The sequence below is a fragment of the Treponema sp. Marseille-Q4130 genome, assembly GCF_014334325.1.
Lineage (GTDB): Bacteria > Spirochaetota > Spirochaetia > Treponematales > Treponemataceae > Treponema_D.
Genome location: NZ_JACSET010000008.1, coordinates 122,963 through 137,718, shown reverse-complemented (window position 1 = coordinate 137,718; position 14,756 = coordinate 122,963). Strand labels below are relative to the sequence as shown.

The 14,756-nt window shown below is 42.8% G+C and carries 15 protein-coding genes and 1 pseudogene; 4 read left to right on the top strand and 12 right to left on the bottom strand.

Annotated elements, in window-relative coordinates:
• Nucleotides 1-175: 175 nt before the first annotated feature.
• The 8 genes and pseudogenes from H9I36_RS09805 to H9I36_RS09770 form a co-directional block, all read right to left on the bottom strand.
• Nucleotides 176-2,107, bottom strand: a complete 1,932-nt coding sequence (locus tag H9I36_RS09805) for an ABC transporter ATP-binding protein (protein ID WP_187385175.1) — start codon at nt 2,105-2,107, stop codon at nt 176-178.
• Between the two features lie 46 nt (nt 2,108-2,153).
• Entirely contained in the window at nt 2,154-3,872 is a 1,719-nt protein-coding gene (locus H9I36_RS09800; RefSeq protein WP_187385174.1) for an ABC transporter ATP-binding protein, read from the bottom strand.
• 110 nt (nt 3,873-3,982) lie between these two features.
• Nucleotides 3,983-5,719, bottom strand: a complete 1,737-nt coding sequence (locus tag H9I36_RS09795) for an ABC transporter ATP-binding protein (protein WP_187385173.1) — start codon at nt 5,717-5,719, stop codon at nt 3,983-3,985.
• 90 nt (nt 5,720-5,809) lie between these two features.
• A pseudogene (locus H9I36_RS09790) lies at nt 5,810-6,473 on the bottom strand (TetR/AcrR family transcriptional regulator).
• A gap of 190 nt (nt 6,474-6,663) precedes the next feature.
• Nucleotides 6,664-6,930 carry a Txe/YoeB family addiction module toxin gene (locus tag H9I36_RS09785; protein WP_002681991.1) on the bottom strand — a complete coding sequence of 89 codons (267 nt, stop codon included), beginning with the start codon at nt 6,928-6,930 and terminating at the stop codon, nt 6,664-6,666.
• Nucleotides 6,930-7,190 (bottom strand): type II toxin-antitoxin system RelB/DinJ family antitoxin, encoded by a 261-nt coding sequence (locus H9I36_RS09780; RefSeq protein ID WP_002681992.1) that lies wholly within the window; start codon nt 7,188-7,190, stop codon nt 6,930-6,932. The genes H9I36_RS09785 and H9I36_RS09780 overlap by 1 nt, the downstream gene beginning before the upstream one ends.
• Before the next feature lie 168 nt (nt 7,191-7,358).
• Nucleotides 7,359-7,679, bottom strand: a complete 321-nt coding sequence (locus tag H9I36_RS09775; protein ID WP_016518379.1) for a TfoX/Sxy family protein — start codon at nt 7,677-7,679, stop codon at nt 7,359-7,361.
• A 20-nt stretch (nt 7,680-7,699) separates the two neighbouring features.
• Nucleotides 7,700-8,128: a VOC family protein gene (locus tag H9I36_RS09770; protein ID WP_187385171.1), complete on the bottom strand. Its 429-nt coding sequence runs from the start codon at nt 8,126-8,128 to the stop codon at nt 7,700-7,702.
• Nucleotides 8,129-8,306: 178 nt separating this feature from the next.
• On the opposite strand from H9I36_RS09770, the gene H9I36_RS09765 reads away from it, so the two are divergent.
• From H9I36_RS09765 to vapC, 4 genes are all read left to right on the top strand, one after another.
• Nucleotides 8,307-8,900 (top strand): TetR/AcrR family transcriptional regulator, encoded by a 594-nt coding sequence (locus H9I36_RS09765; RefSeq protein WP_187385170.1) that lies wholly within the window; start codon nt 8,307-8,309, stop codon nt 8,898-8,900.
• Nucleotides 8,901-8,952: 52 nt separating this feature from the next.
• Nucleotides 8,953-10,299 carry an MATE family efflux transporter gene (locus H9I36_RS09760; protein ID WP_187385169.1) on the top strand — a complete coding sequence of 449 codons (1,347 nt, stop codon included), beginning with the start codon at nt 8,953-8,955 and terminating at the stop codon, nt 10,297-10,299.
• A gap of 67 nt (nt 10,300-10,366) precedes the next feature.
• Complete coding sequence (locus tag H9I36_RS09755; protein WP_187385168.1) at nt 10,367-10,564, top strand: type II toxin-antitoxin system VapB family antitoxin; 198 nt, start codon at nt 10,367-10,369, stop codon at nt 10,562-10,564.
• A complete protein-coding gene (gene vapC, locus H9I36_RS09750; protein WP_187385167.1) occupies nt 10,561-10,968 on the top strand; it encodes a type II toxin-antitoxin system VapC family toxin in 408 nt (135 codons plus the stop codon). Before H9I36_RS09755 ends, vapC begins: the two co-directional genes overlap by 4 nt.
• Here the strand turns inward: vapC and H9I36_RS09745 are convergent.
• The 4 genes from H9I36_RS09745 to H9I36_RS09730 all read right to left on the bottom strand — a co-directional run bounded on the left by H9I36_RS09745 (nt 10,957) and on the right by H9I36_RS09730 (nt 14,527).
• Nucleotides 10,957-11,289 (bottom strand): hypothetical protein, encoded by a 333-nt coding sequence (locus H9I36_RS09745; RefSeq protein WP_255422724.1) that lies wholly within the window; start codon nt 11,287-11,289, stop codon nt 10,957-10,959. The genes vapC and H9I36_RS09745 overlap by 12 nt on opposite strands.
• Nucleotides 11,270-12,214, bottom strand: a complete 945-nt coding sequence (locus tag H9I36_RS09740) for an alpha/beta hydrolase (RefSeq protein WP_187385166.1) — start codon at nt 12,212-12,214, stop codon at nt 11,270-11,272. The genes H9I36_RS09745 and H9I36_RS09740 overlap by 20 nt, the downstream gene beginning before the upstream one ends.
• A 31-nt stretch (nt 12,215-12,245) precedes the next feature.
• The gene (locus tag H9I36_RS09735) at nt 12,246-12,617 is read right to left on the bottom strand and encodes a VOC family protein (RefSeq protein WP_187385165.1); all 372 of its coding nucleotides are present in this window, start codon (nt 12,615-12,617) and stop codon (nt 12,246-12,248) included.
• A gap of 146 nt (nt 12,618-12,763) precedes the next feature.
• The gene (locus H9I36_RS09730; protein ID WP_187385164.1) at nt 12,764-14,527 is read right to left on the bottom strand and encodes an ABC transporter ATP-binding protein; all 1,764 of its coding nucleotides are present in this window, start codon (nt 14,525-14,527) and stop codon (nt 12,764-12,766) included.
• Between the last annotated feature and the right edge of the window lie 229 nt (nt 14,528-14,756).

Below are 14,756 nucleotides of genomic sequence, written 5' to 3'. Positions count from 1 at the left end.
TATTATTTATGCATACCGAATCCTGCAAACCGTTTCATCGCGCGTTCAGCCGCGACCGTTTAGTTTGTTTCATGACAACCGCCTTATACAGGATGATTATAACACATCGGTATAAAGCTTTCAGTCATTACCGATTCCGATTATCCTCTAATTATCCATTATAAATTATTAATTATTAAACCTTCCACTCGATGCCTTTTCGAAAGTTTTCCCACATACCGGCATAAAGACCTTTGCGTTCGAGCAGCTCGGCATGCGTTCCCGTTTCAGCAAGACTGCCCTCATTGATAACGCAGATTTTGTCGGCATTGACGACCGAAGAGAGGCGGTGGGCGATCATAATGACGGTTTTGTCTTTGAGCAGCACGTCGAATGTCTTTTTGATTTTGTATTCGTTTTCGGCGTCGGCAAAGGCGGTCGCTTCGTCAAGTACGATGACGGGAGCGTCCTGCAAAAGCGCGCGGGCAATGGCAAGCCGCTGCGCTTCTCCGCCTGAAACGTATGTGCCTTTGGTACCGTACACGGTGTCTATACCGGCAGGCAGTTTTTCGATGATATCCATGCACTCGGCTTTGCGGAGCGCGTCAAGCACTTCTTCGCGGCTTGCATCTTTTTTGCCGTAGCGGATATTTTCAAAAATGCTTTCTTTAAAGAGCTTGTTTTCTTGGAATACAAAGCCGACGGTGCGCAAAAGGTCGCTTGTTTTAATGTCGCAGATGTCGACGCCGCCGATACTGATTGAACCCGAATCGACTTCCCAAAAACGGCCGAGCAAATTGACGAGTGTCGTTTTGCCGCCGCCTGAGGAACCGACGAGCGCGGTAAGCGAATGCTCGGGGATGTGCAAGCTGATGCCGTTCACTGCGGGGCGGCCGGCGATTTGCGGCATTTTATCGCTGCCGGGGTTTGAGTTCCCCGTTTCCGCAGATCCCGCCGTTTCAGTTTTATAAGAAAACACTACGTCTTTAAATTCTATATCGTATTTTTCGGGCAGCACGGACTTTTCCGGTTCTTCGGTCAGCGGCGCCTGCAAAATATCTTCTATACGGTTGAGCGCATCGTTCGACCGCTGATGAAAGGTATTTGAGTACATGATTTTTATCAACATCCCGTAGGTAACCGGCGCAAAGGCAAGGTAAAACACAAAGCTGTAAAAAAAACGAGCATCGAGCGTTGCCGTTCCCGTTATCAAAAGCGCGGCAGGCAGCAGAAATAAAAAGCCCGCTTTAATGAGCGCGAGGAAAATCGAATACCCGTTTTCCCACGATATCGAATATTTGTGCACAAACTCCTTATAGTTCATAATCGAGGTGTAGAAGTTTTTAAAATAATACACGGACTGATTAAAGGTTTTGATAACCGAAATGCCGCGCACATATTCGGTACCGGCATTATTCATCTGTTCGAGTGCATCTTCGTACTTTTGCATAAAGCCCGAGTTTGAACTGATGCGCATTAAAAGCATTTGCAGCACGAACGCAAGCACGAGCGGCAGCAGGGACACCAGCCCCAGCCGCCAATCGAAGGCGAGCATGAGAACGAGTATCGCAAAGGGAGAAACCGTATTTTGCGCGGTATCCGGCAGGCTATGAGCGATCAGCGTTTCGAGCTGATTGACGTTTTTTTCAAACACCTTGCGCACTTTACCGCTCACATGCGTGATATGCCAGCCGATGGGAAGTTCCGCAAGCGTTTCCGTCATCCGAATCGAAAGGTTTTCCTGAATCGTAAACGCGGTCGCGTGCGAAAGCATAAGCGCCGCATAATAGAGCACAAAGCCTGTTGCAGCCGAACCGACTGCCCACAGTCCGTAGCCTACAAGGGCGGCGGCGTTTACCGCCTCGTTTGCCGCAACTGAAGAAATCACATCACGCATTACAAAGAACACCATAATGTACGGCACAAAACCGACGAGGGCGCTCAAGCCGGAAAGCACAAGAGACAGCGACAAAAGCCCTCTGCTCTTTCCCGCATAGCTTAAAAGCCGCTTGACAGTCTGCTGCTTTGCGGGATTGCGTTCATCATTTCCGAGTTCCGCCCGATTTCGCTTTGCCGTACCTTTGTTTTCATCCGGATTTTCCGTCGGTTGCTTGTTTATATCATTCATATAAAAATACCCCCCCCGATTATTAATTAATAATTTATAATTATTTTCAATACACCCAGTTTTCCGTCAAGCCCGATTTTTCAATCATATCGCGGTAGAGCGGCGATCTTTTAAGAAGTTCAGCGTGTGTACCTTCCGCGTCGATTTTGCCTTCGTTCATGACGATGATTTTGTCGGCGTTTTCGATCGACTTTAAGCGGTGCGAAATAATAATCACCGTTTTGCCTTTTATGAGCGTGTTGAGGCTTTCCTGAATTTTCATTTCGTTTTCAACGTCGAGCGAAGCGCTTATTTCGTCGAGGATGATAATCGGCGCGTTTTTTAAAAGAGCGCGCGCAATCGAAAGACGCTGACGTTCTCCGCCTGAAAGACGGCTACCGTTTTCGCCGATGACCGTATCGTAGCCGTCCGGCAAAGCTTCGATAAACTCGGTACAGTTTGCAAGACGGGCGGCTTTTTTTACGTCGTCGTCGCTTGCGTTTTTATTTCCGACGCGGATATTTTCCATAATCGACGTATTAAAAAGTCCGACATCCTGAAACACAATCGAAATTTTATCGAAGAGGCTGTCGGTGTCGATCTTTGCAATGTCTTTGCCGTCAATGAGGATCTGTCCCTTATCATAATCGTAGAGACGGGATGCAAGCCGGAGCACGGTTGTCTTTCCGCAGCCGGACGGGCCGACAAGCGCGGTTACTTGATTTTGTTCGGCAGTAAACGAAATGCCGTCGATAATTTTTTGCCCCTTGTTATACGAAAATTCGACGTTTTCAAATTGAATGCCGTAATGCTGCAACGAAGCGGGCTCTCCTTCCTGCGTTTCCGTTTCGCGCAGCTCGTTAATGCGCTTAACGCGCGAATCGATATACATCATTTCGGCAAGGTTCGCTTCGACGCCCGCAACCGCGTCGGTAACGCGCGAGGCGGCGATAATATAGCCGATAAAATACAAGAGCGGCGCAGTCCCTGCCAAATACATTTTTAATCCGAAAAACACGGTAAAGCCGATTGAAAACTTTAAAAACAGCATTGCGATGTTGAGGGGAATCGCTTGATGCGCTTCCACGACCAAATGCAGTTTTTCCGCTTCGTCGACATTGCCCTTCAGTTTTGCCGCAACCGTATCCGTGAGCCCGTAGCTTTTAATTTCCTGTTGAAGCTCTATTGTCTCCTGAAAAAATTCCGAACGCTCACGCTGCTTATGAAAGTCGCGCGTCGTTTCCCGTATTTGAATTTTTTTCGACAGGATTAACAGAATAAAACTGATGATAATCGGAACAAACACGCACAAGCCCAATCCCGGATGAGCGGCAATCATCATCGTGCCGATTATAATCAAATACAGCACAAGGCCGATTGTTTGCGGAATTGCGTGACTGAGCGCATGTTCGATTGCGGCAACGTCGGTCATCACCGTTTGCGACAAATCGGAAACATCGTGCTTCGAAAAATACGCAAGCGGCAGGGCTTTGAGCCGGTCGGCAATGTTAACGCGCAGCTCTGTGCATTCTTTGAACGTCGCCGTGTAGAGCGTGTTGTAATTGATATGCACGAGCACATACATCACCAGCGCAAGCGCGGCAATAATACCGATATAAAATCCCGCCGGCCGCAGCGTTCCGTCAAAATATCCCTGCAGGAAAAACATCGTTAAAAACATCGGTAAAATAAACGAGATATCCGCAAGCATCGACCATACCGACGCTGTAACTATTCCTTTTGCACCCGATTCGGTAACACCGAACCATTTTTGTAATTTAGTCATATAAAATTCTCCTCATTCAATGTGTAATTGGTAATGTGTAATGAGTAATTACCGTACACCGTACGTAGCTCTGTAATTATCAATTACAAATTATCCATTACCAATTAAGTTTAGACCTTCCAGTCATTTGCTTGAGAATACAGTTTTTGCAGCCGGCTGTACTTACCGCCTTTTTGCATAAGCTCGGCATCGCTGCCGCGCTCGACGATGTTTCCGTCTTCGACAACCAAAATTTCATCGACATTTTTAATCGAGCTGAGGCGGTGCGCAATCATAATAACCGTTTTGTTTTTCATCAAATTGGAAAAGGCCTGCTGAATTTCGTATTCGTTTTCGGGGTCGGCAGCGGCGGACGCTTCATCCAGAATAATGATATCCGCATTTTTCAAAATAGCGCGGGCGATCGCAACGCGCTGAATTTCTCCGCCGGATAAGTGCACGCCTTTTGAACCGATAACCGTTTTTTCACGTTCGGGGAATTTTGCTAAAATGTCTTCGCAGCGGGCAAGCCGAAGCGCATTCATCACTTCTTCATCGCTTGCATGTTTATTACCCATTTTGACGTTTTCAAAAATGCTTGTTTTAAAGAGCTTCGACGTTTGGAACACAAAGGCGATACTGTGCATGAGCGCATTCCGTGAATATGACGAAATATTTTTTCCGCCGATTAAAATTTCACCCGAATTTATTTTATAAAAACCCGAAATCAATTTTGCTATTGTACTCTTTCCGCCGCCTGAAGAGCCGACAAGCGCGTAGGTTTTATTCGGAGCCAAAGTAAAGCTGACGTCTTTTAAAATCTTTTCGTCGGTATAGCCGAACGAAACGTTTTTAAATTCGATTCCGAAGTTTTCAAACGTTTCTTCCGTGCCGTGTTCAAGGTTATCCTTTTCCATGTCTGCAAAAAGATTTTCAAGTTTATCCACAACGCTTTTTGCCTGAAAGTTGTACATTCCGACATACATAACGCGCATAAATGCCGAAAAAAGAATGCCGGCAATGCACACAAAAAAGACGATTTTTGCAATGATGAGATTTCCGTCAGCGCCCTTATTCATAAAATAAATGGCGGCAGGAATCGTAAAGACGGCAAACAGATTGAACAGCACTTGAAACATCACATACGGAGAACGGCAGCTGAGCGTGTATTTGTACGCCAAATCCGAATAACCGGTAATTGCTTCGTAAAACGCTTTAAAGGACTCGACGGTGCTTTTAAAGATTTTTACAATCTGCATACCGCGCACATATTCGACCGCTTCCGCATTCATCCGTTCCAATGCCGCTTGATACTTCTGCATAAAGTTTTTATTGCCCATCATAAACATCATCTGCGCACCGCCGATAAGTGCAACACCGAGGAGCAAAAAACCGAGCTTTACATCGACCGCAAACACGATGATAAACATAAAAATCGGCGTAAACAATGCGGAAATATTATCGGGAATTAAATGCGCAACCAGCATATGCGTTTCCTGCGCATTGTCGTCGATCAGCTTTCGGATCTTTCCCGACGGGTTCATGTCAAAAAAGGCAAACGAAGCGTTCATTAAATGTTTGATTGCGGTTTTGCGCAAATTCGATTCGAGCCGAAAGCCGAGCACGTGCGATGCCCATAACGCGCCGAAGTACACAATCGAATAGCCCGCCAACAGCGAGACAATTACCGTCGCGTACATCGAGCCGTCCGTAACGTTTTTTGTAACCAAAAGCGCGTACAAAAACTTCCATAAAAACCAAAAAGCGCCCATCTGAGAAGCGACTCCCAGCACGGCGCATAACGCCGAAATATACACGCAATGTATTTTTTCCGGCGTATATTTAAACAATCTTTTATATGTGTCCATTCAAACCTCCTATACCGTTAATTCAATGTGTAATTGTTAATTTGTAATGAGTAATTGCGCACGCTTTAATTACCAATTAAACATTACCCATTAACTCTTCACTTGCTCCATCCAATATTGTTTCCAGCCGGCACAATGGTATACGTTAAAATCGAGCACATATTCCATCGCTTCCGATTTTTTTAAATTATGATAAAAAATCTCTTTTAAATTTTCACAGTGAGACGTTACCATAACGTGAATAAAAAATCGTATGCGGCGCGACATTTTAACGCCGTCTTGTTTCAGCCATCGAAGTGTTTCACGCTCGATTAAATCGATTGCTTTATCAAAAATGCGCTCATAGGAGCTTCCCTTCGAACAGCAGACAATCAGTTTCATCGCATCCCAATTATCGTAAAAAAAATCCACCATTTTTAAGAACCGGCGTTGCGATAGTTCGATAATTGCTGAAAGCTCGCTTGTTTTCATACCGAAATTTTCAGCGTCGAATACATTGCGATGCGCTACTATGTCTAAAAATTTGTCGAACACACCGCTTACAAGAGCTTCGAATATGCCGTCCTTGTTATCAAAAAGGTTATACAACGCCCCCGTCGTAACCCCTGCCTTTTCGGCGATAGTGCGCACATTGGTATCTGCAAAGCCGTTGGCAAAAAACTCCTGTTTTGCAGCACGTAAAATCTTTGCCTGTGTGTTCAGTTCACCTTTATCGACTAATATTTTTTCCATAATAGTTATCCATATTTGTCATAACATTTCTATTAATTGATAACAATGTTACTAAAAAGAGCTGGAAATGTCAAGTATGGATAATTATCATAGTGCAAAATCCGGATATGAAAAGGAAACATCGAGCAGTGTTATTATTCCGATAACTGTTCCAAAATAAAATCTAAATATGTTTTACTCGATGCCATAATTACCGATTCCTTACGATTTTTTTATTGATGGTAATGTGTACCGCACTGAACAATATATAATTTATTATCTTCAACTTTATATACAAGTCGATTTGCCGCATCTATTCTTCTACTCCAATACCCTGATAATTCATGCTTTAATGGTTCAGGTTGTCCTTTTCCCTTATCAATACCATTTCTTTCAATATCTTTAATTAAATCATGTGTACTTTTTATCAATTTTTGCTGATGTTTATCAAAAAGGCGGCAATAATCTTTCCATGCAATATCAGACCAAACTTTTACCATCAGTCAGTTTCCTTCAGTTCATGAATTTGACATTTTCCGGTTTCAATCTGATGTATACTTTTACGCAAATATTTCATATTTTCTTCCGAATAAATATACGGATCCTCGGATGCTTTCAGTGCAAAGGGCAGGCCATTTTCCCGAATCGTGGCCTTTACAAAAGAATTTATAGCCGAAGAAATATTGATTCCCATAGAATCACAGATTCGTTCAAAACTTATTTTATCGTTCTGTGTAATTTTTGCTGATATTGTAGTCATTTCTAACACCTCTTACTACAATGTAATACAAGAGCTTCCAAAAATCAAGTATCCTGTCTGTTAAAAATTTAATTTATTCGTGCGGAGAGGTTGTTAATTGTTTTTAATATCGCTTTCAGTCTAAAACTTAATGTGGAGCAGCTCCATAGTATAAATACCGCACACTTTTTATCTTTTTTTCTTCATTTTCGGCACCGGTAATTCATCATACATTGCATTAAACAAGCCCGTTATAAATGCTTTGTCATCAACTTCGTCTACTAAAAGCATTTCTTTTGCGCCTTGATACGGCAATTCGTAGGAAGCGTTCGGCATATACGCAATTGCCGACGGAACCGCTTTTACCAGTAAGCGGTCATCGTAGATACCGCCCACAATTTTATCTCGATAGTAAATGATAAATTCTCCCATCATTGCGCGATAGCGTATGTCTTGCAATTCCGATAACTGTTCCAAAATAAAATCTAAATATGTTTTACTCGATGCCATAATTATCCATTCTATTCGCTCTAAAATTTCAATAGGCCATCTTCATCAAATTGAAAATCGGGTCCCCAAGATACTTCCCAGTAGTATCCATCTAAATCGGAAAAATATGCATGATATCCGCCCCAAAATACTTTTTGCGGCTCTTTAACAATAGTTCCTCCGGCTTTTCTTACCAACTCAATAACGCTATCTACATCTTCTTTGTTTTTCACATTGTATGTCAATGTAATTCCTGAAAAGCCGGTTCCTGTCGGCGGATTATTTTCATTAATATCTTTTGCCAATGAATCCAAAGGGAAAAGTTCAAATTTTGTTCCCGGTGTATTAAAAAAGCATACCGGTGGATTATCTTCTTTACAGTCTGTCTTATATCCCAACCCGTCTCTGTAAAATTTTAATGCCTTTTCCATATTCCGCACGCCTAAACAAATGCATGTTATTTTATTCATTTTTCACTCCATACATTTCAGATTGCTGATTTCCTTAATCTACTGTTTTTAACTATTATTTGTCTATACTGTTCATTTCGCGCTGTTTGCAAAAGCGTTTTTTTACTTGACACCACTTAATAATAACGCTATATTAAAAACCGACAATATTGTCGGTTTTTTCAAGGAGGACTTTATTTTGAAAGAAGAAAAACAAAAAGTCGGGCAGATGAGAAAAAGAGAAATTCGAGAAGCCGCAAAAAAATGCTTTTTAAATAAAGGCTTTCAGAATACAACAATGGAAGATGTCATTACAGAAATAGGTATGAGTAGAGGCGGCGTATATCATCATTATGCAAGTACAACTGAAATGCTAAAAGACTTAATGCTTGATGGAAATGAATACAGAAATAGCTTGATAACTGAATATTTAGCGCATAATCGGAGCAAAGATAAATATCAGCAAATGGGTGATATTTTAACAAGTAAGGCATTAGCGAAAACCGATTTAATGAAGCTGTACGCACTTCTTTTGCAAGCAAAAAACTATAATCAGGATTTGGAAGATTTATATCAAGAACTAAAATTGCATACAACTAAAGAGCTTGATCTCATTGCAAAGAAACTGGGAATTACGGCACATATTTTTAAGGATGGCTTTTTAGTTCATTACATTAATAGTTTAATAGTGAGTTCGGAAGTGCTTAATGCACGGAATTCTTTTGACGCTCATAAGAAGTATATAAAAGAAACAATGATACAATACATTATTGATCTTGAAAAAAATAACTAAACCAATAGGGATATTTGAAAATGAGAAATAATATTTTAAGAGGTGAGTTGCAATGAAACAAGATATGAAAACACAGCTATTAACCAAAAGTCCTAAAGAATTGTTATTCAAGTTAGCTATCCCGGGAATAATCGGAATGCTGGTTATCGGCCTGTACCCATTTATGGATGGGATATTTGCAGGGCGCCTTATTGGGGACTATGCGATGTCGGCAATTAGTGTATCCATGTCCTTGACAATTATAAATGGCGGAATATCGGCTTTGATAGGCGTAGGCAGTGCATCGATATTATCACGAGCTATCGGTAAGGGTGATAAAGAAACAATAGATAAAATATTCGGCAATTTTTGTTATTGGGTTATTTTATTTTCTGCAATTATCACAATAGTAGGTTTGATATTCGCATCTCATTTTTTAGACATGGTGGGTGCTAAAGGAAATATTAAAGAGCTTGGTGTCAGATATTTGCGGGTTGTGTTCTTTGGATCTCTATTTGTCAATTTCGCTCAAGCAGGTAATATGACAATGCGCGGCGAAGGGGCATTAAAACAATCAATGATGATTATGGGAACGGGAGCCATACTCAACATTATTTTAGACCCTATTCTTATGAAGCTCATGGGTGAATATGCTATTGAAGGAGCTGCTATCGCAACCGTATTATCTCAAATCGTACAAGCTTTATTAACATTTCACTATTTTTTAAAGAAAAGTTCATTTGTGAAAATCCATAAAATCAAAAAGTACAAGGTGATTTACCGTGAAATGTTTAGTATCGGCAGTTCGGCAATGATGATGCAAATTTTATTTGCGGTGCAGCAAACATTTTTATTTAAGCAAGCCTTTGTATATGGCGGAGATAACTGGGGAATTTTGATGTCTGCAACAATGAGATTATATATGTTTTCATTTATTCCGTTGTGGGGAATGAGTCAAGGATTGCAGCCTGTTATAGGAGCAAATTTCGGAGCAAAGCAATACGGGCGAGTAAAAGATACGATGAAGATTTTTATGTATGGAGCAACTATTCTTGCGGCTGCTTCGTGGATACCGTCAATGTTTTGTTCCGATACATTGCTGTCTTTATTCAAAGTAAGAAAAGAGATTATTGAAGCCGGTGTTAAAAACTTTAAGATGTTTTATTCCACATTTATCTTGTATGGAATTATGATTATGACACTGACTTTTTTTCAATCCATTGGAGACGATAAAAAAGCGGGGATCATTGTACTGTTGCGACAATTGGTATTATTTGTTCCGGCGATACTTCTGTTGCCGAAATTATTCGGAGTGTCGGCTGTTTGGTGGGCGGAACCTATTGTGGATTTTACAATGATTATAGCCGGATTGTTTTTAATGCTTAACGTAATGAGAAAAATGGGAAAGGATGCCCAATAACTTCATACTATTGCATTATCTTATTTTACACAATAATATATGTAGAATAAATGCAGAGGTAAAAGCTATGGCAACAAATCTTGCAATAAATGAAGAATTACTCAATACTGCGTATAAAATCGGCGGATACGGCACAAAAAAAGAAACAGTAAATACGGCGCTCGAAGAGTTTATTGAACGGCGAAAATCTGAAGAACTCATACAGCTGTTCGGAACAATTGAATATCACCCTTCTTACAATTATAAGAAGATGCGGTTACGATGAAATTTGTATTAGTTGATACTTCCGTATGGTCACTTGCGCTTAGGAAAAAGCGTCCGGATAGTAATGATAAAAAATTAATAGAGTATCTTTCATTTCTCATCCGTAACCGATATGCGGTGATGATCGGTCCGATACGACAAGAAATCTTAAGCGGTATATCAGATGAGGATAAATTTAGGGAACTAAAAAAAGCATTAAAGGCATTTCCCGATTTTGAAATCACCATCGAGGATTATGAGCAAGCGGCTGCATATTATAATATATGTAGAAGTAACGGAATCCAAGGGTCACATATCGATTATTTGATATGCAGTGTAGCTCATAATAACGATTTCTTGATATTTACATTAGATAAAGATTTTGAACAGTATCGAAAATATATCGATATTGAATTATTTACCTAATGCAAGCTCTACCATTTTCTTTCCGTTTCCCTTTCCTCTGCTTTCAGGCGAAAGTATAATAAACCCGAAGCGTACAAGTGTTTTATCGTCTTTATTTGGGTATCGGATAAACAAATGACCGAGTACGGTACATTCGTCAATGGCACAAAGAGGAATGACAGACTGAACGCCGTTCATCGAAGCATAGTATTCATTCAATTCATTGCCGTTCAATGGGAAGCGCCCTATTTTGTCGGCAGACCATTGATAAAGCTGCTTTGCATCCTTAATCCAACCGCAAATGATTTTGGAATCTTGCGCTTCATATTTTCTTAATACCATGAGTACCTCGATAATATTTGTTTATAAACGATACGATCGCTTCTTCAAGCTGACCGATGCCCGGCTGTTCAATCGGAAAGTGCCCGGCGTTTTCAAGTACGCGCAGTTCTTTTGCACCCCGTATGCGGTCGAAAAACAGGCGGCTTATCCGCTCGGGCGTCCAGCGGTCTTTTTCGGGGTGGCAAAGCAAAAGCGGAAGTCCGAACGCCTCAGGCCCTGCGGCGGGAACGCTTTCCATCATGGAACATAAAAAACCCAAGTACACGGATGAGCCCGCGCCCCTTTTGTCCCGCAACAGCAAAGACAGTATCCGCTCATCGTTGACAATTGCTTTCATATTCGTTACCGCCCTTACCGGAATCTTTAAACGCCGAATAAAGCGGGGAATAAAGGGCAAAAGCGGTAAGGCTATGCGCGCCTGCACTTTGTTTTTTGCCGAATATTCGCGTACTTCTTTGAATCGGTTGTCCAACAAGGTCGTAACGATGACACCCGACACGCCGCGTACCAAACAAGCGATGTTGTATGCGAGCATGCCGCCCGCGCTCAAACCCAGCACAAAAAGCTTTTTACAGCGCGGCAATTCCCGCTGAACGATATAAACGCCCGCATCAATCCATGTGGTGTATGTCGGCACGCCCTCGTATTCGGTATAGCCGTAGCCGGGCAAATCGGGGCATACAATCTTATAACCGAGACGCGCCAAAGGAACGGCGACAAACGACAAAAGCCGGCCGTTACCGCCGACACCGTGGAACAGCACGAGCGTAATGCCGTTGTTGTTTTGTTCGTTGTACACGTCGAGATGAATGTCCGCTGCGCCGAATGAGCTGAACGTTTCGACCGGTGCGCAGCAAGAGCCGATCCTCTTGCGTTCAGGTAAAAACGCTTGCAGTTTTTTCCATGTGTCATCATTCGCGTACACAAGGTACTCCTTTATTCAACGGCTCCACACCTCAAGCCCGCTTGTTTTCAAAAAACTCAAGCCAATGCCCGTCGAGATCTTCGAAGGTCAGCAGCTTGCCGTAAGCTTCTTCTCTGACGTCTCCGATCAAGTTGACGCCGAGAGAAACCAAATGCCGCCGCATTTTTTCAATATCATTTACCTCGAACATAATCCGTGTTTTTGCAGGCTGTACCGCACCTTTTTCCGCAGGTCGTTGCAATAGGGCGAAGGCTGTTTCTCCCAAATCAAATTCCGCCCACGCATTGTCGTCAACAAACTTGAGTTCAAAACCGATGTCTTGATAAAAGCGGATCGATTGTTTCAAATCGCTCACGTAAATCCAACAGGCATAGATTTTGTTTATTTTCCCGCTCTTTGCCATTTTACATTCCTCTTTGTCTGCATAAAACCACGGCAGCGGATTTTAATTTATTTGAACAGCATGCAGCATTTTTATCGGCACAGTTTTTTACAAACCGCCGCTTGCCGATTATCCATTATCAACTGCCATTACCCATTACCCATTATTTATGCCGACCACTGCTCGCTTTCCCGCTGCAGCCTATACATCTCCCGGTAAATGCCGTTCTTTTCCATAAGTTCTGCGTGGGTACCGGTTTCGGCAATCATACCCTTGTTGAGTACGATAATCTTGTCGGCATTTTCGACGGTGCGCAGGCGGTGAGCGATGACGATAACGGTTTTACCTTTTATAAGTGTACCGATGGCATGCTGTATGAGCGTTTCGTTTTCGGGGTCGAGAGCGGCGGTCGCCTCATCCAAAAGGATGATCGGCGCGTCTTTTAAGAGGGCACGGGCGATGGAAAGCCGCTGGCGTTCTCCGCCCGAAAGGGTATAACCGTTTTCACCGATTTCCGTGTCATAGCCTTGCGGCAGTTTTTCGATAAACGAATCGCACCGGGCGGCTTTTGCGGCGGCAAGCACTTGTTCTTTTGTCGCGTTTCGGTTGCCGATTAAAATATTGTTGTATACCGTATCGTTAAAAAGCACGACGTCCTGAAACACAATCGAAAAGGCTGCAAGCAGGGTTTCCGGATCTACGGTGGAAACATCGACGCCGCCGACGCTCACTGTACCCGATGAAGCGTCCCAAAAGCGAGCGGCCAAGCGTGCAATCGTGGATTTACCGCAGCCCGAGTGCCCGACGAGAGCGGTAATTTCGCCCTGCTTTGCGGTAAAGTCGATTCCGCTTACCGTGTTTTCTTCGGTATCGCTGTCCGCATCTTTACCGTTCGGTTCATTATATGAGAATGAAACATTATCGTAGCGGATATCGTAACCGTTCGGCTTGAAGGTTTCGCTTCCCGTCTGCTTAGGATAATTGACAATCGCCTGTTTGCGTTCGACGGCAATCATCATTAAAAAGAATTCACCGAGCATCATAAACACTGTCGTCAGCGGATCGAAGATGCGGCAGGAAACGAGCAAAAAGACGATATACGTCAACAGTTCGATTCTTCCCTGCGACAAGAGGTACGCGCCGTATGAAATCACCAGCGGAAAGCCGAAGCGGACAATTGCCGCCGAACCAAAAATAAACGCTCCGCCCACCGCTTCCGCTTTGAGCGTTACGTACGTTGACTCGGTAATATCGTCTTTGAGTTTTTGCACATACACCGCTTTTTTATCGGAAGATTTCAGCACTTTGATATTGTCGATCATCTGCTGAAGGGAATCGTAGATCAAATCTTTTTGCGCAAACGCTTGCTTTGCTTTTTTATCCAGCACTGATCGGGCGGCAACGATAATAAAAAACCCTGCAAAGGCAAAGATAAAAAGCGCAATCGTCATCCGCCAATCCAAAAACGCCAAAAGAGCCGCGGCAATCAAAATCGAAATGATGCCGCCGAACAGCTCCGGCACGGCGTGCGAAAGCGATTCTTCAATCAGAGTAACGTCGTTCAAAAGCGTCGAAGTCAAATACGACAAATCCCGCCTGCCGAAATACGACAGCGGGAGTTTCCGAAGCGATTCGGCAAGCGAAATGCGTACGTTCGCCGCTTCTTCATACGCACCGTTGTACATTCTGCCGTACTTCAGCTTTTCGAGGATGAACAGTACGGCAATCATCGCGAGAGCGGCCGCCGACACCGCCCATACATTCGGCACTTGAAAACCTTCCTGCATAATACGCGTCAAAAAATAGCGCAGCACATACAGCGAAAGCCCCAGCGGCACCATCAAAAACAAATTGATAATAGTGCCGAACGTAATCGCCGAACGCAAGTTCCGCGTCCCCGCGTCAGACAACGCAAAAAATCTTTGCAGCACAATTTCCTCCGCTAAAGTCCCTTGATGATTAGGCATAGCTAACGTAACAATGTTATGATATAAAGCAAAAAGAAATTTGTCAAGGAGGAGATCGGAGAAAAATTACGCTGAAATTCTTTAAGACGACACGAATTCAGATTTTTCGAAAAACTCAAAGAAATCATATTTTAACAATTATTAAATTACATACATCACTGCATTTTTCAGAGTTAACTTTAACAATGATAAA

Bases quoted from the DNA above. Each gene is read 5' to 3' on its own strand.
- H9I36_RS09805 (WP_187385175.1), bottom strand. From the start codon at position 2,107: ATGAATGATATAAACAAGCAACCGACGGAAAATCCGGATGAAAACAAA.
- H9I36_RS09800 (WP_187385174.1), bottom strand. From the start codon at position 3,872: ATGACTAAATTACAAAAATGGTTCGGTGTTACCGAATCGGGTGCAAAA.
- H9I36_RS09795 (WP_187385173.1), bottom strand. From the start codon at position 5,719: ATGGACACATATAAAAGATTGTTTAAATATACGCCGGAAAAAATACAT.
- H9I36_RS09785 (WP_002681991.1), bottom strand. From the start codon at position 6,930: ATGGTAAAAGTTTGGTCTGATATTGCATGGAAAGATTATTGCCGCCTT.
- H9I36_RS09780 (WP_002681992.1), bottom strand. From the start codon at position 7,190: ATGACTACAATATCAGCAAAAATTACACAGAACGATAAAATAAGTTTT.
- H9I36_RS09775 (WP_016518379.1), bottom strand. From the start codon at position 7,679: ATGGCATCGAGTAAAACATATTTAGATTTTATTTTGGAACAGTTATCG.
- H9I36_RS09770 (WP_187385171.1), bottom strand. From the start codon at position 8,128: ATGAATAAAATAACATGCATTTGTTTAGGCGTGCGGAATATGGAAAAG.
- H9I36_RS09760 (WP_187385169.1), top strand. From the start codon at position 8,953: ATGAAACAAGATATGAAAACACAGCTATTAACCAAAAGTCCTAAAGAA.
- H9I36_RS09755 (WP_187385168.1), top strand. From the start codon at position 10,367: ATGGCAACAAATCTTGCAATAAATGAAGAATTACTCAATACTGCGTAT.
- vapC (WP_187385167.1), top strand. From the start codon at position 10,561: ATGAAATTTGTATTAGTTGATACTTCCGTATGGTCACTTGCGCTTAGG.
- H9I36_RS09745 (WP_255422724.1), bottom strand. From the start codon at position 11,289: ATGGTATTAAGAAAATATGAAGCGCAAGATTCCAAAATCATTTGCGGT.
- H9I36_RS09735 (WP_187385165.1), bottom strand. From the start codon at position 12,617: ATGGCAAAGAGCGGGAAAATAAACAAAATCTATGCCTGTTGGATTTAC.